Raw genomic sequence first — 22,714 nt, 5'->3', positions numbered from 1 at the left:
GCTGTCTCCTCGGGGGTAGGGGTGCCCGTGCGGGCGCTGTTCTCAGTGTCGGGCAAGGACTTCGGCGGCGGTGATACCTCCGACGCGGGCGTTCGGGCGCCCTCCGGTTGCGACCGCCGCGATGATGACGAGCTCATCGGGACGGGGCGCATCGGGGAGCGTCAGCGTGATCGCGTCGTAGTGCGACCGCACATAGACCTCATCCTTGTACGCGAGGGGGATGTCGATCGAGCTTCCTGCCGCAGCCGACTTGGTGGCGGAGGAGATCCAGGCCTCTCCCCCTCCAATCGCATCTCGGAACGCGTTCCCGAACACGGTGGTGACGCACGCCACGACGTGCTCCTGCTCGCCGTCGAGTCCCGCGATCCCGCCCTTGCCGTAGCTCTCGGCGGGTCGGCCGCCGAGGAGGGCGAGCGCACGTGCCCCCAGTTCGGTGCCGAGGCTCGCACTGTGATCGATGAGCGGGGTGAGATCTTCGACCCACCGTCCGGCATACGGGTTCTTGATGACGACGGCGACCGCGGCCTTGACGAGCGGCTGCGCGGGTGCCGGTCCGACATCGTGCAGCGTCTCCTGCACGAAGGAGTGGAAGGCGCGGACCTGGTAGTGCGGATCGATGCTCATGCGGGGACCTCGTGTCGGTGCGGATCGGTGGGGTTGTACAGGGCGGTGGTCACGGAGTCGCCCTGGAACTGATTGCCCTTGGCCATCTCACGGGTGTCGGCGTACCACTGGGAGCGGTCCTGGGCGAGGTCCGTCAGTGGACGTTCGAGCCGCTCCCACTCCTGCAGCGCCTCGGGAATCGATGCTCCGTCGGTCGCTGCGACGGCCAGTGTCCAGGCGTTCTGCATCGCGCATCCGGCGCCCTGCGCGAGCGCGGGGCACATGGCGTGTGCGGCGTCGCCGATCAGTGCGACCTTGCCCTCGGTCCAATGATCCAGGCGTGTGGTCTGGTACCCGTAGTAGCGCCCGGGGATCTTCGCCGCGTCCGCGAGCACGGGTGCCAGCTGCGGAAACACCGACGTCCACAGATCGAGATCGATCGGCACACGCGAGCCCTGCGAGTCTGCGGCGGGGGCCATGAGGGCGATGTAGAGCTCCCGGTCGTTCGCGGGCGTGTAGAGGACCCGCAGCACCCGGGGTTCGAGATTCCAGAAGTCGATGACGTTGTCCCACTCCGTATCGGGCTCGAGCGCCTGCAGTTCTTCTTTGCGGCGCGGGACGAGGAACCGCGTGATCCCGTCGCGCGACCGTTCGCGTTTGAGAGGGATGCCGAGCGAGTCGCGAACGGCCGAGCCCACACCATCGGCTCCGACGATGAGGTCGGCCTCGGCCGTCTCGCCGTTCGCGAAAGAGATCGTGCCGTCCGCGGTGGCCCCGGTCACCTCGGATCCGGCCAGTATCTCTACTCCGGCCTCACGGGCGGCGAACAGGAGCGTCTGGTGAAGGTGCGGACGGGTGAGCGTGCGCCAACGGATGCCGGGGAGTTCTTCCTGCGACTGGATGACGTTGTTCATGCGCGTCTCGTACGCCGGCGGCGTCATGGAGTTCGACATCAGGTCGGGCCCGGCTTTGATCTTGTCGAGCACCTGAAGACTGTTGTTCCACAGCACGATCCCCGCGCCCTCCGAGCTCAGCTCAGGGCGACGCTCGTGCAGTCGCACACTCCACCCCATCTGTGCGAGGGCGGTGGCTGCGGTGAGACCCGCGAAGCCGCCGCCCGAAACCTCGGCGTGGCGTGGGCGTTCGGTCATGTCGATCTCTCTTCCTGTCGGTCGCGCGTCGGCGCCGTGACAGCGGATCACCGACCGCAGAATTATTACATTCTGAACGGTGATTCTCGCAATGGTAGAGATTCTGCCCTGTGAATCCTCTTTCGCGCAAGAGCGCCCTCCGGAGGAGCCGAACGTTTTACGCAGCCGTAACGCGGCGACCGACGCGTCGACGCACGATATCCATTCACATGAATCCATCGCCTCGAATCGGGCGTAGGGTGGAAGGAAGGACGGACCGTCCGAGAAGATCTCCCGGCACCGCGCCCGCCCGGAAGTGGAGTCTCTCGTGGCTCAGTACGACGTCTCGAACCGCTCGGCGATCGTGACGGGAGCGGGCAGCGGGATCGGACGATCGACCGCCCTCCTGCTGGCGAAGAACGGTGCATCGGTCGTGGTCAACGACCTGAACGCCGAGCATGCGAATGCGGTCGTCGAGGAGATCCGCGCCGCCGGCGGCACCGCCGAAGCGTCGGTCGGCGATGCGACGGACGCCGCATGGATCGCGTCGTCGGTCGAGCTCGCCAACACGCTCGCGCCGCTGCGCATCGGCGTCAACAACGCCGGCATCGGCGGCGCCACCGCGCCGACGGCGGAGTACGAGGACGACGCATGGGACAAGGTCATCGCGATCAACCTCAACGCGGTGTTCCGCAACATGAAGGCGCAGATCCCGTCGATCCTCGCGAACGGGGGCGGCTCGGTGGTCAACATCGCATCGATCCTGGGCAGCGTCGGCTTCGCCGGCTCCCCCGCGTATGTCACCGCCAAGCACGGCGTCGTCGGCATGACGAAGTCGGCCGCTCTCGAGTACTCGGCGCAGGGCGTCCGGGTCAACTCGGTCGGCCCCGGCTTCATCGACACCCCGCTGCTGGCGAGCATGGACGCCGCGGCCAAGGACTTCCTCGTGTCGAAGCACCCGATCGGACGCCTGGGTCAGGCCGACGAGGTCGCGAACCTCGTCGCGTTCCTCGCCAGCGATGCGGCCAGCTTCATCACCGGCAGCTACCACCTGGTCGACGGCGGCTACACGGCGCTCTGATCCAGGAGCATCCGGAGCTCACAGGCATCCGGTTTTCACAGACATCCGGCCAGCGGGAACCCGAATCCCGGTGGCCGGATGTCGTGTGCGGTGACGCGATCACCCCCCGGCTGCGTCACCTCTCGCCTCGCCGCACGGTCGCACTGCTTTGCCCGAGAGCACGACCGACGGAGGGGCGGGTCTTCAGGCGACCGCGGGCATCCGCGGCGCCATGATCGACGGAGCGAGCTCCATGTCGGTGAGATCGAGGCCGTTCGACGAACTCGCCGCGGCCATCATCTTGACCAGCAGCGGACGCTTGAGCTCGATGTCGTCGCGGACCTCGAAGCGGATCGGGATCGAGGCGTGGATCCACAGCGTCTCGGATGTCGCGCCGTCCGTCGGAACGGTGAGCGGGAACGACTCCCCCCGGCGCAGCTTCGTGACGGTGACCAATCGGAGATGCGCGAGCACCTCGTCGTCGAGTTCGAACCGCTGCGCCTCACCTGCGTAGCTGAGCTTTCCCATGACCCCTCCTCGTGAAAGAGATGTTATGGAAGATAGATTACTAGTTTAGCTAGCTAAATGGAAGTCGGCTCATCCGGCGTCGGCGAGCTCTTCGGTCAGGCGCCGAAGGAACCGGGAGATGACCCGCACCTGCTCCGGCGAGAACTCGCTCTCGAGTCGTTCGATGCGCCGGGAGATGTCATCCGCCGGAGAGTGCAGGTCACGCAGCGACGGTCGCACGACCTTGGATCGCGCATCGCCGGGATGCGGGGCGACGACGATCATCCCGCGGTCGGCCAGGCGGCGGATGACAGAGGTGACAGCCGCCGTGCTCACACCCAGGTGGGTCGCGAGATCGCCGGGAGTGACCGGTTGATCCGTGGGTGCGGCCGCGATGCAGCGCATGGCGGCGCGATCGGTCTCATTCGGCTGCCGCTGCGCCACGAGACGTCGCGTCAGCTGCGCGTCGATGCGACGCAGTTCATCCACACTCCGCACGAGCTCCGACGTCGCGGTCTCCAGGGTCCTCCCCATGTCACCTCTCCCCATACCCGCCGCGCCCATGGTACCTCGCTCAACTGGTTACTGGGCTGTCTAGCAAAATACCGAGAGATCAGGCCGTCTGCGGGATGAGAGGATGGGAATCCGCGGCGAAAGGAAGCCATGTTCGAGCGAGTCAACCTCGAAGACGCGAGGTACATCGACTACTCCGAGCTGCTCGACCATCTCCACGAACAGTTCCCCGCGGTTCCCCGGCATCGGATCGAGAGCATCATCGTCGCGGAGAACGACGCGATCACGGGCGGGTTCCTCCGCATCGTCCCGGCGGAGGTCGCCACCGGAGCGGTGGAGATGCTGGAGCGGGAGCCGATGGCCGCGAGCGAAGACGGCGAGGTGGCATGATGTCCGAGTCCCAGGACTACGCACGCTCGGGCTATTGGTACCCCGATGGCGAGAGCATCAGCACGGTCGACGTGCTCAACATGCTGCGGCGCTATCGATCCGCCGAGACGGCCATGCGGGCGCGCACCCGCGCCTCCATGGGGATGAACGAGACCGACCTCATGGCCCTGCGCTTCCTGCTCCGCGAGCAGCGGGCGGGACGGATCGTCCGCCCCATCGACATCGCCCGGATGCTCGACATCTCCACGGCATCGACGACGACGCTCATCGACCGCCTCGAGAAGGGCGGCCATGTACGCCGCGAAGCACACCCGACGGACCGACGCGCCGGCGTGATCGTGCCGAGCGTCAGCAGCGACGAGGAGGTGCGCGCCACCCTGGGGGCGATGCACCGCAGGATGCTCACCCTCGTCGACGAGCTGTCCGACCAGGAGCGCGCCGTCGTGACGCGCTTCCTCGCGGGGATGACGGCGGCGATCGAAGAGGCCTCCGACCTCGACCAGGAGCTGCGCGACGTGATCCGCGACCACGAAGGCCCCGAGACGTCGGAGTGACCCCCGGACCTCAGAGTCCTTCGGCGATCTCCTTGATCGCAGCGAGACGACGGTCCCACTCGCGGCCGATCGCATCGAGCTTCTGCGCGGTGGCCGAAAGCTCCGCCCCCACGACACGGAAGCGCAGCTCGCGGCCGGCCCGCACGGGCTCGACGAGTCCGACCTCCTGCAGCACGGCGAGGTGCTTCGCGATCGCCTGCCTGCTCACCGGAAGGCGCCCGGCGAGGGCGGACGCCGAGGCATCCCCCTCGCCGAGAGCCGCCAGGATGCTCCAGCGCGTCTCGTCAGCGAGTGCCGCGAACATGGGCGTCAGGGTTCCTGCGGTCATGCTTCGCCTTCCACCAGTGCGACCATCTTGTCGAGCTCCAGGTCCCAGCCGGTGCGGTGCGACTCGAGGTTGGCTCGGGGCTCGGACGTGCGCTCGAATCCGCTCTCCACGACCGTGAGGCGCGTGCCGCCGTCGACCTCTTCGAGCGTGAAGGTGAAGACGGTCGAGGTCGACTCGTCGATGCTGTCGGGGAGCTTCCCGAGGGCGTCGTCGTTGTTCCACCGATACGTGATGCGGCGGGGCTCGTCGTACTCCTCGACGCGGAGCGGGATCACGTCGTAGTCGGGGAAGGTCATCGTCCCGGTGGCGCCGACGCCCGCGCCGTCGAGCACGGTGCGCCCGAACCAGCGCGAGATGTGCTCGGGCTCGGCCACGGCGCGCCAGACCTTGTCGACGGGCGCCGCGATCTGGATGCTGCGTCGCACCGAGAAGGTCTCCTCGTCGACGACGGATGCCTGGTTGCGGGTCATGTTCACCATGATGGGTCCTTTCGGGGTTTCCTGCACTTCTCGTCGATCGGTCGATCAACTGCAACTTCAGGGTTGCACTTGCCCCCTCGTAATGCAACCCCCAAGTTGCAGAGCCTGCGGCGAAGGTCCCGGCAGCGGCTCACGTGTCGGACGGATGCCGGCTAGTCGCGCGTGCGGCGTTTCTCGAGGAACCCGGCGAGGAGCACCGCGACGAGGGCGGCGGCGGGAGCGACGAAGAGCCCGGCTCGCAAGCTCTCGTTCTCGGCGATGTAGCCGACGAACGGCGGCGAGAGGAGGAAGCCGAGGCGCAGCAGCCACGACACGATCGTGAGCCCGACTCCTGCCCGCAGACCCGGCAGCTCGTCGGCGGCGTGCATGGCCGCGGGGATCAGCGTCGCGATGCCGAAACCGACCGCGGCGAACCCGAGGATCGTCCCTGGCACGCTGGGGAACGCCAGGGCGAGCGTCATGCCGACGGCCGCGATGATGCCGCCGACCCGCGCCACCCACCGCTGCCCGAAGCGATCGGTGAGGGGATCGCCGATCATGCGGCCGACGAACTGCGCCCCGACCAGGGCGATGAAGCCGAGCGGCGCGACGGCGGCCGCGGCCCCGAGCGAGTCGGCGAGGTACAGGGTCGCCCAGGAGTTCCCGGCGTCTTCGGCGACGGCGCCCGCCATCGCGATGAGCGTCAGGGCGATGATCGCGATCACGGTCCGAGGCGTCACTCCGCGGCGCACGGTGTCGGCGAGATCGGCCGGTTCGGCCGCGGCATCCGCCTCGGTCTCGTCGTCGCGGCCGGGGAGGCAGAACCGGAGGGCGACGAGGGCGACCGTCGCGAAGACGGCCGTCGAGATGCCCAGGTGCACGCCCAGGGGCAGCTGCAGCGCGATCGCGACAGCGGCCATCGCGCCGCCGAGCACGGCGCCGATCGACCAGATCGCGTGGAATCCGTTGATGATCGAGCGACCGAACCGGCGCTGCACGCGAAGCCCGTGCGCGTTCTGCGCGACGTCGGTGATGGCGTCCGAGGCGCCGCCGAGGAACAGCGCGACGGCGAAGAGCACGCCCGTCGGCGCGAGCGCGGCCGACAGCAGTCCGATGCTCGTGAGCACGGTGCCGATCACCGCGATGCGCGCCGACCCGAACCGGCGGATCAGCACCGCGGCGAGGAGTCCCGCGGCGATGGCGCCGGCAGGGGAAGGCGGCGATCGCGATGCCGTAGCCGAGATTGTCGAGTCCGAGCCCCGCCTTGATCTCCGGGTACCGCGGCAGGATGTTCGCGAACAGGGCGCCGTTGGTCAGGAAGAGAGCGGAGACAGCGATGCGGGCGCGTCGCGAAGCCTGATCCGGAAGGGATCGAATCGATTCGATGGAGGGCATGCGTTCGATCGTACCGGGCGGCGAGCGGGTGCGTCGACCGTGCCGGGCGCTACTCAACGAGGCGGATCTCTGCAACCCCGTTCCTCGCCTCATCCGCCCGGCTTACGCTCAGGGCATGCCCGAACTCACCCAGCCCACCGGCCGCGAACAGGCCCTGCGTGCCCGCCCCCGCGACGACGGCTCCGAGCCCCGCGCGCTCGTGCTCGGGGCGACCGGCTACATCGGGGGCGCCTGACCCCGCGACTGCTGAACGCCGGTTACCGGGTGCGCGTGCTGGCGCGGGATGCGGCGCGCGCGGCGTCGTTCCCGTGGGGAGACGACTGCGAGATCGTCGAGGGCTCGGCCGACGATGCGGCTGCCGTGGCCGCGGCCATGGACGACGTCGACGTGGTCTACTACCTGATCCACTCCATGTCCGCTGGGAAAGGGTTCGAGGAGAGCGACGAGCGTGCGGCGACCACTGTGGCGGAGGCCGCGTCCGCGGCGGGCGTGCGGCGCATCGTCTACCTCGGCGGCCTGCATCCCGACGATGTCGCGCTGTCACCGCACCTGCGCTCACGGGTACGCGTGGGCGAGATCTTCCTGCACTCGGGGGTGCCTGCGCTGGTGCTGCAGGCCGGGGTGGTGATCGGGTCGGGGTCGGCGTCGTTCGAGATGATCCGGCATCTCACGGATGTGCTGCCCTACATGCCCGCGCCGAAGTGGGTGCGCAACCGCATCCAGCCGATCGCCGTGCGCGACGTGCTGCACTATCTGCTCGGCGCCGCCCGGGTCGACGCCGACGTGAACCGCGCGGTCGACATCGGCGGCCCCGACGTCCTCCGCTACGGCCAGATGATGAACGGCTACGCGGTCGAGGCGGGGCTGCCGCAGCGCGCGATCGCCGCCCTGCCCGTGCTCACGCCGGGACTCGCCTCGCACTGGGTCAACCTCGTGACGCCCGTGCCGCGGTCGATCGCCCGCCCGCTCGTGGCGTCGCTGCAGAACGAGTGCATCATGAAGGATCATGCGGTCGACGAGCTCATCCCCCGACCGGAAAGCGGCCTGACCCCGTACCGCCGCGCCGTGGACCTCGCCCTCGGCCGGGTCGACGCGGATGCCGTCGAGACGAGCTGGCAGGACTCCGAGGTCTCCGGGGCGCCCAGCGATCCGCTGCCGAGCGACCCCGACTGGGCGGGCCGCACCGTCTTCACCGACGCGCGCACCCTCGCCACGTCGGCATCCGTCGATCGGCTGTGGCCGGTGATCCTGGGCATCGGCGGGACGAACGGCTGGTACTCCTCCCGGTTCCTGTGGGCGGTGCGGGGACTGATGGATCGCGTGATGGGCGGGGTGGGCCTGCGCCGCGGCCGCCGCAGCCGGACGGTCGCCCGGGTGGGCGACGCGATCGACTTCTGGCGCGTCGAGACGGTCGAGGAGCCGGGTGCTGCGACGGGGTCGTCGGCGGCGAGCGGGGGCTGCTGCGCCTGCGCGCCGAGATGAAGGTGCCCGGCGAGGCCTGGCTCGAGCTGCGCGCCGTGCCCGACGACAGGGGCGCCCGCTACGAGCAGCGGGCGATCTTCTTCCCTCGCGGACTGACCGGCCGCCTGTACTGGCTCGCCGTGCTGCCCTTCCACGGCGCGATCTTCGCCGGCATGGCTGCCCGCATCACCGCGGCTGCCGAGCACCACGACGACGCAGCCTCCCTGGACGACGCCGCCTCCCCAGTATCCGCGAGCCCGCTATGACGCCGCGTCAGTCCGCGCGGGGTCGCTCCGCCGGGCCGTCGTCGAGCGCCGCGTCGACCACCGCATCCACGTCGGCCGGAGGGATGATGTCGATCGCCTCGGTCGCAGCCTCGTACACCTCGGCGAGGCTGTCATCGACGGTCGACTCGTCGATCCAGGCGAGGTCGTCCTCCGAATGGTCGTACTCGACCGGCACGAGCGCGAAGTCGTCGCCGTACTCCTCGAGCCCCGACATGACGCTGTGCCGGACGGCGGCTCGCGCGTAGCGGTCGCGCAGGATCATCGGGTCGCGCCGCAGGTCCTTCATGAACGCGATCATCATGAACGCCATGATCACGGCGAACGGCAGCGCGGCGATGATCGTCACGTTCTGCAGCGACTTCAGCCCGCTCCCCTCTTCGCCGGAAACGAGGAGCACGGCTGCGATCACACCGACGAGCGAACCCCAGACGATCGTCACCCAGCGCGTCGGCTCCGGGCGCCCCTGCTGCGACAGGGTGCCCATGACGAGCGACGACGAGTCGGCGCCCGTGATGAAGAAGATCGAGATCAGCAGGATGAGCAGGATGCTGGTGATGAGCGGGAACGGCAGGTTCTCGAGCACCCCGAACAGAACCTCCTCCGGCGGATCGACGATGAGGCCGGCGCCGTCCATCTGCTGCTGGATCGCCGTCGAGCCGAAGATCGCGAACCAGACGAGGGAGATGGCCGAGGGGACGAGGATCACGACCGACACGAACTGACGGAGCGTGCGGCCCCGCGAGATCTTCGCGATGAACATCCCCACGAACGGCGACCACGAGATCCACCACGCCCAGTAGAAGATCGTCCAGCCGGACAGGAAGGCCTGGGCCTCGTCGCCCTGCGAGGCGGAGCGCGCGACCATCTGCGGCAGATCACCCACGAACTGCACCGCAACGGACGGGATCACGTTGAGGATGAGCATCGTCGGCCCGACGAAAAACACGAAGAACGCGAGCACCAGGGCCATGACGGCGTTGATGTTCGACAGCGCGCGGATGCCCTTCGAGACGCCGGACACCGCGGAGGCGATGAAGCACGCGGTGAGGACGGCGATCACCGCGATCAAGACCCCGTTGCCGAGTTCGCCGATACCGCTGACGAGCTCGACGCCGTGCCCGATCTGCAGGGCACCCAGCCCCAGCGAGGCGGCCGTGCCGAAGAGGGTGACGATGATCGCGAAGACGTCGATCGTGCGGCCGAGCGGCCCTGCGGTGCGACCCTCGCCGAGCAGGGGAGCGAAGATCGAGGAGATCAACGGGGTGCGCCCTCGGCGGAAGGCGCCGTAGGCGATGGCACCGCCGACCAGCGCGTAGAACGACCACGCCTGCGGACCCCAGTGGTAGAGCACCTGCGCCTGAGCGGTGTGCATGGCCTCGAGGGTGTTCGCCTCGACCGTGCCGGGCGGCGGGGTCTCGAAGAACGTCAGCGGCTCGGCGGCGCCCCAGAACACGAGGCCGATACCCATCCCGGCGGCGAAGAGCATCGAGATCCACGAGAACATCGAGAACTGCGGCTCTTCGTCGTCGCGACCGAGGGGGATGCGCCCATACCGGCTGAAGCCGACGAACAGCATGAACACCAGGACGATCGTGGCGATCGTCGTGAAGAAGAACCCGAAGTACTCGACCACCCAGCCGAGGACGGCAGACGTGGTGCCCGAGAGGTTGTCGCCGGCGAGGACTCCCCACGCGATGAAGGCCACGACGAGTGTGAGCGCGATCCCGAACACGAGCGGGTCGGTGCGGTACGTGCGGCCGGTCTCTTCGACCGAGACGCCGGGCACGAGCGCCGGATGCACGCTGCGCGGGGGGACGGCCGCGATGTCGCGGACGATCTTCTTCGCGGCCTCGGTGGCTTTGGCCGGAAGGCGGTTCACGCCTGTTCGCGCGTCGGTCCCCACGGCATCCGTGCGGGGGCGCGGAGGGTTCTTTCCTGCGGAGCGTGCGTCGGGCTTCTCGTCAGGGGTCTCCATGGGAGACCATCCTGTCACGCGATATGCCGCAGCGTGCCGTGACTAGCGCGGGCGGCGGCCGACCCCCGCGAACAGCGAGTGCAGCAGGGGGAGCACCGACACGCAGATCAGGGTGATGCCCAGCGGCGGCAGGGAGGGGACGAGCAGCGCCCCGCCGATGAGCATCGCGGCGAACAGCACCCCCGAGGCGATGCGGCGGGCGATGCCCTCGAGCCGGTCGAGGCGGCGCTCCAGACGCGAGGTGTCGAACGAGACGTTCCCGTCGTCGATGCGCGTGATGATGTCGTCGATGCGGCCGGGCAGGCGCCAGGTCGTGTTCATGGTGCCCATCGCCTGACGGGTGAACGCCTGCACGATGGTGCCGCCCTCGTCGCGCAGCAGACGGCCGGCGTACGGCTCCGCGGCATCCCACACGTTGAACGTGGGGTCGAGTCCGCTGCACATCCCCGACGTCAACGACACCGCCCGGATGAGCAGCAGCATGTTCTCGGGCAGCTGCAGCGGGAGCGAGCGCACCATGTCGCCGAACTCCTCCGCGAAGTCGCGGAACTCGCGGGGGTCGACCTTGCTGAGCTCGGCGAAGCCCATGCCGCCGAACCGGGCGAAGAGCGTCGTCAGGGCGCGTTCGAGCTCGGCAGTGTCGGCGGAGGGCAGCAGCACACCGATCTCCTGCGCGGCCGCGACGAGGCCTCGGCTGTCGCGGCCGGCCACCGCGATCAGGAGTGTGCGCAGGCCGCCGCGCAGGCTGTCGGGGATCTCGGCCATCATGCCGAAGTCGATGAACGTGAGGCGGAAGTTCCGTCCTCCCCTGTCCGCGGGCGAGGGCGCCGGGGTCACGAAGATGTTCCCGGGATGCGGGTCGGCGTGCACGAAGCTGTGCGTGAACACCTGGTCGAACATGACCTCGGCGAACACCGCGGCGACCTCGGACGGATCGATGCCCGCCGCCCGCAACGCCTCGGTGTCGTTGATCTTGATGGCCGTGACGTCCGACAGGGTGAGCACCCGGCGGGTCGAGCGCTCCCACACGATCTCCGGGGTGTCCACGCGAGGGTCGTCGGCGAAGTTCTCGCGGAACCGCTCCGCGCTCGCGGCCTCGTGCAGGTAGTCGATCTCCTCGAGGCTGGTCGCGGCGAACTCCTCGACGAGCGCAGGAGCATCCACGCGGTCGGCCACGATCCGCACGCGGGTCAGCCACCGGGCGACACGGCGCAGCGCAGCGAGGTCGACCGCCACGATCTCGTCGATCCCCGGACGCTGCACCTTCACCACGACCTCGTCCAAGCCGGTGTCTGCGGCGTCGAGCGCGGAGAGCCTGGCCCGGTGCACCTGCCCGAGGGAGGCGGCCGCGACCGGAGTGTCGTCGAACCAGGCGTAGGCGCGTTCGAGCGGGATGCCGAGTTCGGCTTCGGCGAGCGCGCGGATCGCCGGGGTCGGCACGGCGGGGACCTCGTCCTGAAGCCCCCCTCGAGTTCCTTCGTGATCTCGGGCGGCAGCACGTCGAGGCGCGACGACATGAACTGTCCGACCTTGATCATGAGACCGCCGAGCTCGACGGCGAGGAGGTGGAAGCGACGCGCGAACCTCTGCATCCGCGGCCCGCGGGTGCGCTCGGAGATCCCGCTCATCCCGAAGCGCGGGAGGACGAGTTCGAACCACCAGATCTTGACGAACTCACGCCCCGCGAACGACAGGATGCGGCGGTACCTGGCGCGGTGCACGCCCTGTGCCGCAGCATCCGTCATCGCGTGGTCCTCTCGCAGACCCCCATCCGATGCCGCACTGCGCGGTCAGTCCTGCGCGAGGATCGAGTACAGCCTACGGCGGGCCTCGTCGAGGATCTCGATGGTCTGCTGCACCTGCTCGGGCGAACCGCTCCGACCGACCTGGGCCGCTGCCGCTGCGAGGTCGACGCCGGCCTTGGGGAGGGCGCTGAAGCGGGCGTTGTCACGGTTGCCGTCCTTGCCGGACGACTCCCAGGGCGCCGGCGCCTCGGTGGTCTCGTCGGCGACCGCGCGGCCGGCCTCGGTGAGCGAGTAGGTCTTGCGGCCGTTCTGCTCCTCGGCCTCGATGAGCCCTTCGTCGGCGAGCAGCTGCAGCGTCGGGTACACGGAGCCGGCGCTCGGCTTCCAGGTGCCGCCGCTGCGCTCGGCGATCTCGTTGATGATCTGGTAGCCGTGCATCGGCTTCTCGGCGAGCAGCGACAGCACGGCCGTGCGGACATCGCCGCGGGCCATGCGGGAGCCGCCGGAGGGGCGCGATTCGAACGACTTGCGCAGCTGGTCCATGGCCTCGAAGATCGCGGATGCCGGACCGCCGGGGCCTGTGCCGAACCCGGATCCGCCGAAGAGGCCGCCGGGGCCGCCGTTGCTCCCGGAGCCGCTGTTGCCGCCGAACGGGTTGGAGGGGAATGCGTTGTTCATGATGACCTCCCAGTCGCGAACGATACTCAACGATATATCGTTAACCCTGAGGGTGGGGTGGGAGTTTCACACGCCCGGGCGCAGCGCAAGCCCGATGGCACCCACAGGAAACAGTGTTTAGCTCGAGCGATGTCAGCTTCGGGGGAGAACAATGCGCTGCCGGCAGACGGCTTGCGAGTGAGCGTGGTCGTCCCGGTCTTCCGGCCCGGTCCGTCTTTCGATGCGTTGATCGCGTCGCTCGATCGTCAGAGCCTTGCACCCGCCGCGTTCGAGGTGCTGCTGTGCGATGACGGGTCGGGCGAGCCGACGGGCGCGCGTCTGGCAGAGGTCGCCCGCACGCGCCCGAACGTGCGGGTGCTGTCGCTTCCGCATTCCGGGTGGCCAGGGATGCCCCGCAACCACGGGGTCGACGCCGCCCGGGGGACGTACGTGCAGTTCGTCGACCAGGACGACTATCTGTTCGACACCGCGCTCGAGGCGCTGTGCGACTACGCGGATGCGAACGCGTCCGACGTCGTCGTCGGCAAGGAGGTCGGGATCGGTCGCCCCCTTCCGAGCCGCATCTTCCGCCACGACATCCCCGACGCGAAGCTCGGCACCGATCCGCTGCTCGAGATGCTCACGCCGCACAAGCTGTTCCGCACAGCCTTCCTCCGCGAGAACGGCATCCGCTTCCCTGAGGGACGAGTGCGGCTGGAGGATCACCTGTTCGTCATGCAGGCGTATTTCGCGGCGTCGACGATCTCGGTTCTCGCGAGCGTGCCCTGCTACGCGTGGGTCAAGGAGCCGGGCAGCGCGAGCTCTGCGCGCATCGACCCCGAGACGTACTTCCCGCACCTCGAGACGGTGCTCGATGTCGTCGAGGCGCACACGGAGCCTGGCCGGCTGCGCGACCGACTGCTCCGACACTGGTTCCGCGGGAAGATCTTGAAGCGGGTCGCGGGTCGGCGGATGGTGAAGTATCCCGACGACTATCGCGAACGGCTGCTCGACGTGGTCACACCGCTGGTGCAGAGGCGCTTCGGGCCCGGGGTCGACAGCGGTCTCGGTTTCCCGAACCGGATCCGTGCCGCGCTGCTCCGCGCGGATCGTCGAGCGGATCTCGTGGCCCTGGCGGGGTTCGAGGCGGGGCTGACCTGTCGGGCCGTGGTGACGGCGGCGCGCTGGTCGCGGGGCGGAGGCCTGTATCTGACACTGCGGGTCGACATCACGCACGACGGTCGGGAGGCCCTGGTGCTCGAGACGGTCGTCACCGACGCGTCGGGTACCGCTTCGAGCGCGAGCGGGCAGAAGAAGTCGACCCGCCTCACGTCGCTGCCGCTGTCGTCGGTCGACGGTCTGCCCGCAGACCTCCTGGTCGTCGATCGCGAGCTTCGCAACGATCGGGTGGACGTGTTCCTCCGGGAGGAGACCGGCGATGATCGCCACCTCGCCGGTCGTCGACCCCGCGACCTCGCCGCGGTGGCCGTATCGATCGACCCGCTGAAGGTGTTCGACGCGCAGGACGACTCCCGCGGCGGTCGCCTCATCGTGAAAGTGCGTCGTGCGGGCTGGACGTTCGAGGTTCCGCTCCACGCCGAACCCGCGACTCTCGCACGTCTCGGTCGCTCTCCGATGCTGGCCGGGCGCCCGTGCGCGCTCGTGGCGGCGGACGATGGCGTCGTGGAACTGCGCCGGGAGTGGCCGAGTGGTCGGATGAAGGATGCTGCCGGCCGTGCCATCCGTCGACTGCGCAAGGCCGTCCGCCGACGCTGACCGCGGCGCCTCCTCGGCACTCCAGCGGCGCCTCCCCGGCACTTCGGCGGCACTCCAGCGGCACTCCAGCGGCATTTCGGCGGCATTTCGGCGGCGTCGAGATCGCGTGTCCTCCGCTTGCCTGATCGAACGATTAACGATAGATTCCTGCTGTTCTTCGACGAAAGGCGGGGTCATGAGCAGAGTGACGATCGTGGTGCTGCGGATCGTGATCGCGGTCGCGCTGCTGGGGTCGCTGGTGGTGCAGGCGCTCATCGTGCCGCTGCTGTGGCTGGATCTCGCTCAGGAGGAGCTGTGGGGCCGGATCGCGCTGGTGTCGATCGTCGTGCTCGGGGTCGGCACGCTGCAGGTGTTCGGGGTCTGTGTGTGGCTGCTGCTGACGAAGGTGCGGCGGGGATCGATCTTCTCCGAGTCGTCGTTCCGGTACGTCGATGTGATCATCGGGGCGATCCTCGTGGCGGCGGCACTCACCTGGATCCTCGCGGCACTGCTCGCTCCGGGTTCGGCCGCGCCGGGTCTCGTCGCATTGATCGGCGGCGCGGGGGTCGTGCTCGCCGGGGTGGCGCTGCTCGTCGTCGTGATGAAGGCCCTGCTGCGTCAGGCGATCGACCGCGATGCCGAGGCGCGGTCGCTTCGCTCCGAGCTCGACGATGAGGTGATCTGATGCCGGTCGTGGTCGACATCGACGTGATGATGGCGCGGAGGAAGATGAGCGTCGGCGAGCTGGCCGACCGGATCGGCATCACGCCGACCAATCTCGCCGTCTTGAAGAACGGCCGAGCGAAGGCGGTGCGGTTCACGACTCTCGACGCGCTGTGCGCCGTGCTGGAGTGTCAACCGGGTGATCTGTTGCGGTGGGAGCCCGACGCCTGAGGCTCGGCCGCACGGAGCGCCGAGCATCACCCACCGACCCCCGACAGCGGTCGTCAGGCCGCGATGTCGAAGCGTGCGCGACCACCGAGCCGTGGCTTCTGCGCGGGGTCGACGTATCGGGGCGGCACGAACCACACCCGCGGCCCTTCGATCCGGATGTCCCACCCGTTGTCGTGGATCCGGTGATGACAGGTCTCGCAGAGAAGCACTCCGTTCGAGAGATCGGTCGGCCCGTGATCTCGTCTCCACCAGCGGACGTGATGCGCTTTCGTCATCTCGGGCGGTAGACCGCACATGGCGCAGCCACCGTCTCTCTCGACCAGAGCGAGGCGTTGAGCTCGCGTGAAGAGCCGCTTCTCCCGACCCCAGTCGAGGATCTCGCTCGCCCCTCCGAGTACGCACGGGATCACTCCGCCCCCGGCTGCCATCCGTCGTGCCGCTCCCACGCTCACCGGCTGGTCGAGGCCGTCGACCGTGGCCGACCCGTGGCCTGACTCCAGTTCCTCCATCCGGATCCGCACGACCACCGTGGCGCCCGCCAGAGGAACGCGCTGCTCGCAGCCGAGCACGTGTCCGCAGAAGACGGCCAGAGCATCCGCCTGGATCATGGGCACGGAGCGCCGGTCGGCATCGGGTGATGCACCGTCGGGGGCGTCCTGGCGCGCGGCGAAGGCTGCCGTGACGTATCCGCGAATCGCGGTCACGATCGGAGCCGCGGTCTCCGCGTCGAGCTGTGCGTTCAGGTGCACCATCCCGTCGCGTTCGAAGAGCGTGAGGGAACGGCGTGCGCGCTGCTCTTCCGATCTCGGCTCGACACCGTCGGGGTCGAGCCACGCCTCGGCGCGGACGATGAGTTTGCGGACGTCGTCGAGCGCCAATCCTTCCGCGGCCTCGGTGAGCATCCGCTCCCCCGCGGCGATGCGCTCGGCTCCGGCCGCGATGCGACACCTCTCGAGCAGAGCGATGATGAGGGCCGCCGCCTGTGCACTGAGCACACCCGCGCCGAGCGCCTCTCGAACGACGGGGTAGCGCGCAGGGAGGCGTGATCCGATCAGGTCGGTGCGCGGCGCCGTGGCCTCGCCCACCTTCACCAACCGGAGAGCGTCGCCGGTCGACACTCCGGTCGTCGCGGCGATGAGCTTGGCAGGGGTGCGGAACCCCTGCTGCTTGGCCAGGCTCTCCGGGCCGAGCTCGGGGCGCGATTCATGGGTGATGCCCGCAGCCACGTCGACGTGCACCGCATCGAGCCGACGCTGCAGCGCGCCGATCGCATCGTTGACGGCGATCAGCTGCTCACGAGAGAGATCGGTCGCCTCATCGGCGCCGGCCCAGGCCGCGTCGAGGTGAGCCATCGCCTCGTGCAACCCGGTCAGTGTGGACATGCTTCATGGTATCGCGGCGGCACCTCAGTATAGAAACTTTCTTCGAATCAAATACCGAGATTCCGCACGAATAGGCCTGGCGTGCTCGGAAAGCTCCCTGCACAATTTCACACAGATTCGAAGTTATCAACGACTCTGGGAGTCGCCGACAGCCAACAGCTCCCGCAGCCGGTCGGACTCCCCTGCCGCCATCGCATAGCCGTGCTCAGGAGCCGGGTACACACCCTCACGGACCTCGGTCGCATATGCCTCGACGCCCGCGACCGCTGCCGCGCGCAGTTCGGCGTAGCGCTTCACGAACTTGGCCGCTCCCCGTCGTAGAGCCCGAGCAGGTCGTGGAACACGAGCACCTGCCCGTCGGCATCCGCTCCGGCGCCGATGCCGATCACCGGGATGTCGAGGCGCGACACCAGGACCTCCGTCACTTCGGAGGGGATCGCCTCGACGACGAGCATCGAGCACCCGGCCTCCTGCAGGGCGACGGCGTCGTCGATCACGGCGAGCGCGGCGTCAGCGGTGCGGCCCTGCGCCCGGTAGCCGCCGAGCGCCGTGGCCGTCTGCGGGGTGAGGCCCACGTGTCCGACCACGGGGATGCCGGCCTGCACCAGGGCCCGCGCCCGGTCGACGGTCGTGCCGCCGCGCTCGATCTTCACGAGATCGCAGCCCGCCTCCTTGACGAAGCGCTGCGCCGTCGCGATGGCCAGCTCGTCCGACGCCTCGTACGATCCGAACGGCAGGTCGCCGACGAGCAGCGGCCTCGTCAGCCCACGCCGCACCGCCCTGGTGAGCATGAGCATCTCGTCGATCGTTACCGGCACGGTGCTCTCATACCCCAGCACGGTCATGGCGGCCGAGTCGCCCACCAGCACGACGTCGACGCCAGCCGCCTCGACGATCTGCGCGCCGGGGTGATCGTACGCGGTGACCATGACGATGGGCTCGCCGGCGTCTTTCTTCGCGGCGAGCGCGGCGAGTGTCACGCGCTTCGCCGTGGTGGCATGGGCGCTCATGCGCGGGCCTCCGTCAACAGGCGATCGACGGCGTCGTCGACCTGGATGATCGCGTTGCCGCGGTCCACGTGCACGACGACAGGCTCGTAGCTCGCGAGGTCGTCGCGCGAGTAGTCGGCGTACGAGATGACGATGATCGTGTCTCCGGTGTGGACGAGGCGTGCGGCGGCGCCGTTGACCTGGACGACACCGGAGCCCCGCTCGCCGACGAGCGTGTACGTCTCGAAGCGGGCGCCGTTGTCGACGTCGACGACGTGCACCTGCTCGTGCGGGAGGATGTCGGCGGCCTCGAGCAGGATGGGGTCGATCGTGATCGAGCCGACGTAGTTCAGGTCGCTGTCGGTGATGGTCGCGCGGTGGATCTTCGACTTGAGCATGGTGCGTCGCATCAGGCATCGCCCTCCGGGTCGGTGGCTCTCGGGTCGGTGGCTCTCGGGTCGGTGGCTCTCGGGTCGGTGGCGCTCGGGTCGGTGGCTCTCGGGCTTGCGATGTCACTCGGCTCGGAGGTGGACGCTGTGTCGACAGGGGAGAGGAGGTGGTTGTCGATCAGGCGCGCAGCTCCGACGTGCGCCGCGACGGCGAGCAGTGCATCACTGTCGACACGGGCGAGCGGCCGCAGCGTCTCGGCATCCCGCAGCTCGAGGTACTCGGGGTCGATCCCCGCCTCCCCCAGCACCCGGCGGGCGGCCGAGAGGATGCTGCCGGCATCCCGCGCGCCTGCCGCGAACACGTCGGTGGCGGCGTCGAGGGCGCGGTTGAGAGCCGTGGCCTGCGCGCGCGTCCTGGTCGAGGTAGACGTTCCGCGAACTCATGGCGAGCCCGTCGGTCTCGCGCACGATCGGGCAGGCGACGATCCGCACGTCGAGGTCGAGGTCGCGCACGGCGCGGCGGACCACGAGCACCTGCTGCGCATCCTTCTGCCCGAAGTACGCCGCATCCGGACGGACGATCCCCAACAGCTTCGTGACGACCGTGGCGACCCCGTCGAAGTGGTGCGCGCCGCGGCTCGCACCGTCGAGCACGTCGGTCAGCCCCGCGACGTGGATGGTGGTGGCGAACCCGTCGGGGTACATCTCGGATGCCGTGGGCGCGAAGAGGATGTCGACACCCGCGGCCGCGGCGAGCCTGGCGTCGCGGTCTTCATCACGCGGGTAGGAGCCGAGGTCCTCGTTCGCACCGAACTGGGTCGGGTTGACGAAGAGCGAGACGACCACGAGGTCGGATGCGGCGCGCGCCTCGCGCATCAGGGAGAGGTGCCCGTCGTGGAACGCGCCCATCGTGGGGACGAGGCCGACGGCCGCGCCCTCACGCCGGGCGTGACCGACGGCCGCTCGCATCTCGGGGATCGTGCGGAGGATTCTCATGCCGGGGACTCCTTCGACTCCGCGGTCGTCGTGTCGGGAGAAGGGACGGATGTCGGTTCGAACGGAGGGGTTTCTCCCGGCATCCGCGCGTCCTCCCGACGTCCGTGCCCGGTCTTCGGCGTGCGGGAGGCGATCGTCCGTGTGGTGGCGGCGAGGGCGTCGAACGGGTCCTGCAGCCCGAGTTCTGCGGCGGCCGACCTCTGGCGGGCGACCGTCTGCGCGTCGCCGCGGGCGATCGGCCCGGTCAGAGCCTGCTGAGCGCCGAGGCTCGTCCAGTTCTCGACGGTGCGACCGACGAGCGGGGCGAGAATATCGCGAGCCTCGCCCTCGGGGATGCCGGCGGCCGAAGCGAGCTGCTCGGCCGCATCGAGCACCGTGAGGACGAAGTTCGACGCGAACGACGCGGCCGCGTGATAGCGCGCGCGGTGCTCGTCGTCGACCGCGAACGGACGTGCCCCGAGCGCCCGGGCGAGGGCGTCGGCGACGTCGAACGCCTCGTCGGTGCGGCCGGCGATCGCGGCTCCGATGCCCTGGAACACGTCAGGCGTCTCCGAACCGGTGAAGGTCTGCAGCGGGTGGAGGCTGAAGTCGACGTCGGTCAGCGGGGTCGCACCGGAGACGTGTCCGACGAGGCGCGCGTGCGGTCGGGCGACGAAGGCCACGGCCGGGATCGCCGCGTCGGGGACGCAGAGGAGCGCGATGTCGGCCGTCGGCATCGGCTGCTCGCGTCGAACCGGGCCGAGAACAGCGAACCCCGCGGCACGCAGGGCCCTGGCGAGCACGCGTCCGAGTCGCCCCGCGCCCACGAGAGCGATGGTCGTCTCTGGCGCGAGCGAAGAGGATGTCTGCATGTCGATTCCGGGCCGATCATGGGCGAGCGATGGGGGCGGTGCGGATGCCAGAAGTATCCGCCCCGTGCCGCTTCCGCTCCAAATCTGGGAGCAATCAGGCAAGGCAGAGATCTAGGTAGCTTGGCATAAAGGTATGTTCAGCGCACACGGGGCGCGCATTTCGATCCCCAGCGATTCCGGCGGCCGTGGCCCGGCAACTCCGTGCGCCGACCTCGAACGAGCTGATCGATGGGTGCGCGCCTCACGACGCACACCCACCGATCCCCGTCTCTCAGTCGCGACGCCACACGGCCACGATCGCCGCTCCGAGCAGCGCGAGGCCGGCGGCTCCGATGAAGAGCCATGAGAAGCCGCCGGTCAGCGCTTCAGCGGCCGGGGCGCCGCCTGCGGTGAGGGCCGCCGTGCGCAGTCCTGCGACGGTGCCGAGCACGGCGAGACCGACCGCTCCGCCGATCTGCTGACTCGTGTTGATGAGGCCGCCAGCGAGGCCGGCCTCTGCGCCTTCGACGCCGTCGACCGCGAGCTGGGTGGTCGCCACCACGGCACCTCCGAGTCCGATGCCGATCAGCAACGTGGGGCCGAGGAGGTGCACGGCGAACACGGCGTCGGAGGGCGCGGCGGCGAGCCAGAGGAGTCCTCCCGTCAGCACCAGCAGCGCACCGATCAGCACGGGCCGGGTGCCGAGTCGGGCGATGAGCGCAGGGGCTCCGCCGGCGACGAGCACGAGCACGCCGGCGAGGGGCAGCTGCGTGAGGCCCGCCGTGAGCGCGTCGTATCCGAGCACCGCCTGCATGTACACCGACAGGGCGAAGAAGAGCGCGACCATGGCGGCGCCGCCGAGCAGCATCACGGTGTTTCCCAGGGCGAGGTTGCGGTTGCGGAACACCGACAGCGGCACGAGGGGCTCGGCGCTGCGACGTTCGATCGCGATGAACGCGACGCCGAGCAGCAGGGCGGCGGCGAGCAGCACGAGGGGCAGCGGGTGCACGAAGCCGACCTGCTCGACCGCGCTGAGAGCGCCGACGAGAGCGACGAGCGCGCCGGTGACGGTCACGGCTCCCGCGGCATCCAGACGACCGGGCGTGCGGATGCCGTCACGCGTGACGAGCAGAGGGATCGCGATGAGCACGAGGGCGCCGACGGGCACGTTCACGAAGAACACCGCCTGCCAGCCGAGGGTGGCGGTGAGGACCCCGCCGAGCAGCACCCCGGCGGCGGATCCGATGCCGGCGACCGCACCCCAGACGCCGAGGGCCTTGGTCCGTTCGGAGTCGTCAGGGAACAGATGGGTCAGCAGCGCGAGGGCGGCGGGGGCGAGGAGCGCCGCCGACACACCCTGCAGAGCGCGGGCTCCGAGCAGCATCTCGCTCGAGACCGACAGCCCGGCGAGGGCGGAGGCCGCGACGAACCCGGCCGTCCCGATGAGGAACACCCGGCGGTGACCGTAACGGTCGGCCAGGCGTCCACCGAGCAGGAGCAGCCCGCCGAACGCGAGCACGTACGCGGTGATGACCCAGGCCAGGGCGGCGGTGTCCATGCCGAGCTGCCGGCCGAGGACGGGGAGGGCGATGTTCACGATCGAGGCATCCAGCACGACCAGGAACTGTGCGAGTGCCAGGACGCTCAGGGCGAGCCAGCGGTGCGTGCTGCGCGGTGCGGTGACCGGGAGAGAGGTGAGGGTGGTCATGAGCTGCTCCATTCGTGGTGTTCGTTGTGGTGGTGGATGAGTGATTACTCACTCACTCTTCAGGACAGAAGGAAGGGCGATGATCCCGCCGCGAGATCAGTCGGGGTGCGTGATGCCCTTGGTCAGCAGAGCGACCCAGTCCCCCGGGCGCCCGTCGAGCTGCGTCGTGACGATCAGGTGGCACAGCTGCCCGTAGGCGATGAAGCGCTGCACGTCGTCGTCGCTCGCGCGCGAACGGGTCTTCGCGAACGTCGTGACACGTTCGAGCCCCGTCCGCAGCGCCTCGCCGACAGCCGGGATCTCGGCGACCGACTGCGCGTGCACCTGCAGCATGAGCAGCTTCCGGTCGGAGATGAGCTGCGCGTACGCGTCGCCCATCGCGTCGAGGGTGCCTTCGGGCGAGGTGTCGCCCGCGGCATCCGCGCCTTCTTCGAGGGCAGCGAGGATCGCGTCGAAGCAGGCCTCGAGCGCGACGACGAACAGCGCCTCCTTGCCCGCGTACAGCTTGAAGACGTAGGCCGGGGAGATCTTGGCTTCGCGGGCGACGTCGGCGACGGTCGTGCCGTGATACCCGCCGCGTGCGAACGCGGCCACGGCCGCCGAGGCGACGAGCGGCCTGCGGGCGTCTGCCGTGGAGAGGATGGAGCTGCGGGTCGAGGACATATGAGTGACTGTACACTCACTCTTCGCGATCGACAAGAGCACGCG

20 protein-coding genes and 4 pseudogenes are annotated in these 22,714 nt (G+C 69.3%); 7 read left to right on the top strand and 17 right to left on the bottom strand.

The window, feature by feature from the left end:
* Nucleotides 1–42: 42 nt before the first annotated feature.
* Together G4G29_RS01525 and G4G29_RS01520 are read right to left on the bottom strand one after the other, a co-directional pair.
* A complete protein-coding gene (locus G4G29_RS01525; protein WP_183151596.1) occupies nt 43–624 on the bottom strand; it encodes an amino acid synthesis family protein in 582 nt (193 codons plus the stop codon).
* Nucleotides 621–1,754 (bottom strand): NAD(P)/FAD-dependent oxidoreductase, encoded by a 1,134-nt coding sequence (locus G4G29_RS01520; RefSeq protein WP_183151595.1) that lies wholly within the window; start codon nt 1,752–1,754, stop codon nt 621–623. Before G4G29_RS01520 ends, G4G29_RS01525 begins: the two co-directional genes overlap by 4 nt.
* A gap of 307 nt (nt 1,755–2,061) precedes the next feature.
* Here G4G29_RS01520 and G4G29_RS01515 point away from each other — a divergent pair, with 307 nt between their 5' ends.
* The gene (locus tag G4G29_RS01515) at nt 2,062–2,814 is read left to right on the top strand and encodes an SDR family NAD(P)-dependent oxidoreductase (RefSeq protein WP_183151594.1); all 753 of its coding nucleotides are present in this window, start codon (nt 2,062–2,064) and stop codon (nt 2,812–2,814) included.
* A gap of 183 nt (nt 2,815–2,997) precedes the next feature.
* On the opposite strand, the gene G4G29_RS01510 is transcribed toward G4G29_RS01515, so the two are convergent.
* Nucleotides 2,998–3,321 carry a hypothetical protein gene (locus G4G29_RS01510; RefSeq protein WP_183151593.1) on the bottom strand — a complete coding sequence of 108 codons (324 nt, stop codon included), beginning with the start codon at nt 3,319–3,321 and terminating at the stop codon, nt 2,998–3,000.
* 69 nt (nt 3,322–3,390) lie between these two features.
* The gene (locus tag G4G29_RS01505; protein ID WP_183151592.1) at nt 3,391–3,834 is read right to left on the bottom strand and encodes a MarR family transcriptional regulator; all 444 of its coding nucleotides are present in this window, start codon (nt 3,832–3,834) and stop codon (nt 3,391–3,393) included.
* 129 nt (nt 3,835–3,963) lie between these two features.
* Here G4G29_RS01505 and G4G29_RS01500 point away from each other — a divergent pair, with 129 nt between their 5' ends.
* Nucleotides 3,964–4,203 carry a hypothetical protein gene (locus tag G4G29_RS01500; protein WP_183151591.1) on the top strand — a complete coding sequence of 80 codons (240 nt, stop codon included), beginning with the start codon at nt 3,964–3,966 and terminating at the stop codon, nt 4,201–4,203.
* On the top strand, nt 4,203–4,757 hold the full coding sequence (locus G4G29_RS01495) for a MarR family transcriptional regulator (protein WP_183151590.1): 555 nt from the start codon (nt 4,203–4,205) through the stop codon (nt 4,755–4,757). The genes G4G29_RS01500 and G4G29_RS01495 overlap by 1 nt, the downstream gene beginning before the upstream one ends.
* A 10-nt stretch (nt 4,758–4,767) precedes the next feature.
* Here the strand turns inward: G4G29_RS01495 and G4G29_RS01490 are convergent, their stop codons facing one another.
* The 3 genes from G4G29_RS01490 to G4G29_RS01480 all read right to left on the bottom strand — a co-directional run bounded on the left by G4G29_RS01490 (nt 4,768) and on the right by G4G29_RS01480 (nt 6,718).
* A complete protein-coding gene (locus G4G29_RS01490; RefSeq protein WP_183151589.1) occupies nt 4,768–5,085 on the bottom strand; it encodes a metalloregulator ArsR/SmtB family transcription factor in 318 nt (105 codons plus the stop codon).
* A complete protein-coding gene (locus G4G29_RS01485) occupies nt 5,082–5,564 on the bottom strand; it encodes an SRPBCC family protein (RefSeq protein ID WP_183151588.1) in 483 nt (160 codons plus the stop codon). Before G4G29_RS01485 ends, G4G29_RS01490 begins: the two co-directional genes overlap by 4 nt.
* A 152-nt stretch (nt 5,565–5,716) precedes the next feature.
* Entirely contained in the window at nt 5,717–6,718 is a 1,002-nt protein-coding gene (locus tag G4G29_RS01480; RefSeq protein WP_345941139.1) for an MFS transporter, read from the bottom strand.
* Between the two features lie 335 nt (nt 6,719–7,053).
* Between G4G29_RS01480 and G4G29_RS01475 the strand changes: the two are divergent.
* A pseudogene (locus G4G29_RS01475) lies at nt 7,054–8,665 on the top strand (SDR family oxidoreductase).
* A 7-nt stretch (nt 8,666–8,672) separates the two neighbouring features.
* Here G4G29_RS01475 and G4G29_RS01470 read toward each other — a convergent pair.
* The 3 genes and pseudogenes from G4G29_RS01470 to G4G29_RS01460 all read right to left on the bottom strand — a co-directional run bounded on the left by G4G29_RS01470 (nt 8,673) and on the right by G4G29_RS01460 (nt 13,084).
* Nucleotides 8,673–10,661, bottom strand: coding sequence for a BCCT family transporter (locus G4G29_RS01470; RefSeq protein ID WP_183151587.1), 1,989 nt, complete (start codon nt 10,659–10,661; stop codon nt 8,673–8,675).
* 42 nt (nt 10,662–10,703) lie between these two features.
* Nucleotides 10,704–12,406, bottom strand: a pseudogene (locus G4G29_RS01465) (AarF/UbiB family protein).
* Between the two features lie 45 nt (nt 12,407–12,451).
* Complete coding sequence (locus G4G29_RS01460) at nt 12,452–13,084, bottom strand: PadR family transcriptional regulator (RefSeq protein WP_183151586.1); 633 nt, start codon at nt 13,082–13,084, stop codon at nt 12,452–12,454.
* Between the two features lie 57 nt (nt 13,085–13,141).
* Here G4G29_RS01460 and G4G29_RS01455 point away from each other — a divergent pair, with 57 nt between their 5' ends.
* The 3 genes from G4G29_RS01455 to G4G29_RS01445 all read left to right on the top strand — a co-directional run bounded on the left by G4G29_RS01455 (nt 13,142) and on the right by G4G29_RS01445 (nt 15,712).
* Nucleotides 13,142–14,839, top strand: a complete 1,698-nt coding sequence (locus G4G29_RS01455) for a glycosyltransferase (RefSeq protein WP_183151585.1) — start codon at nt 13,142–13,144, stop codon at nt 14,837–14,839.
* Nucleotides 14,840–15,014: 175 nt separating this feature from the next.
* A complete protein-coding gene (locus G4G29_RS01450) occupies nt 15,015–15,503 on the top strand; it encodes a DUF2975 domain-containing protein (RefSeq protein WP_183151584.1) in 489 nt (162 codons plus the stop codon).
* A complete protein-coding gene (locus G4G29_RS01445) occupies nt 15,503–15,712 on the top strand; it encodes a helix-turn-helix transcriptional regulator (RefSeq protein ID WP_183151583.1) in 210 nt (69 codons plus the stop codon). The genes G4G29_RS01450 and G4G29_RS01445 overlap by 1 nt, the downstream gene beginning before the upstream one ends.
* A gap of 53 nt (nt 15,713–15,765) precedes the next feature.
* Here the strand turns inward: G4G29_RS01445 and G4G29_RS01440 are convergent, their stop codons facing one another.
* The 7 genes and pseudogenes from G4G29_RS01440 to G4G29_RS01410 all read right to left on the bottom strand — a co-directional run bounded on the left by G4G29_RS01440 (nt 15,766) and on the right by G4G29_RS01410 (nt 22,669).
* Complete coding sequence (locus G4G29_RS01440; protein ID WP_244632316.1) at nt 15,766–17,094, bottom strand: HNH endonuclease signature motif containing protein; 1,329 nt, start codon at nt 17,092–17,094, stop codon at nt 15,766–15,768.
* Nucleotides 17,095–17,220: 126 nt separating this feature from the next.
* Nucleotides 17,221–18,104, bottom strand: a pseudogene (panB, locus tag G4G29_RS01435) (3-methyl-2-oxobutanoate hydroxymethyltransferase).
* Nucleotides 18,101–18,493 carry an aspartate 1-decarboxylase gene (gene panD / locus G4G29_RS01430; RefSeq protein ID WP_183151582.1) on the bottom strand — a complete coding sequence of 131 codons (393 nt, stop codon included), beginning with the start codon at nt 18,491–18,493 and terminating at the stop codon, nt 18,101–18,103. The pseudogene panB and the gene panD overlap by 4 nt, the downstream one beginning before the upstream one ends.
* Nucleotides 18,493–19,441: pseudogene (panC, locus tag G4G29_RS01425) on the bottom strand (pantoate--beta-alanine ligase). The gene panD and the pseudogene panC overlap by 1 nt, the downstream one beginning before the upstream one ends.
* Before the next feature lie 23 nt (nt 19,442–19,464).
* Nucleotides 19,465–20,319: a Rossmann-like and DUF2520 domain-containing protein gene (locus G4G29_RS01420; RefSeq protein WP_183151581.1), complete on the bottom strand. Its 855-nt coding sequence runs from the start codon at nt 20,317–20,319 to the stop codon at nt 19,465–19,467.
* A 271-nt stretch (nt 20,320–20,590) separates the two neighbouring features.
* The gene (locus tag G4G29_RS01415) at nt 20,591–22,006 is read right to left on the bottom strand and encodes an MFS transporter (protein ID WP_183151580.1); all 1,416 of its coding nucleotides are present in this window, start codon (nt 22,004–22,006) and stop codon (nt 20,591–20,593) included.
* Nucleotides 22,007–22,102: 96 nt separating this feature from the next.
* A complete protein-coding gene (locus G4G29_RS01410) occupies nt 22,103–22,669 on the bottom strand; it encodes a TetR/AcrR family transcriptional regulator (RefSeq protein WP_183151579.1) in 567 nt (188 codons plus the stop codon).
* Nucleotides 22,670–22,714: the final 45 nt, after the last annotated feature.

The sequence above is a fragment of the Microbacterium sp. Se63.02b genome (assembly GCF_014171575.1).
Classification (GTDB): Bacteria; Actinomycetota; Actinomycetes; order Actinomycetales; family Microbacteriaceae; genus Microbacterium.
This window is presented reverse-complemented; position numbering and strand designations above follow the sequence as displayed.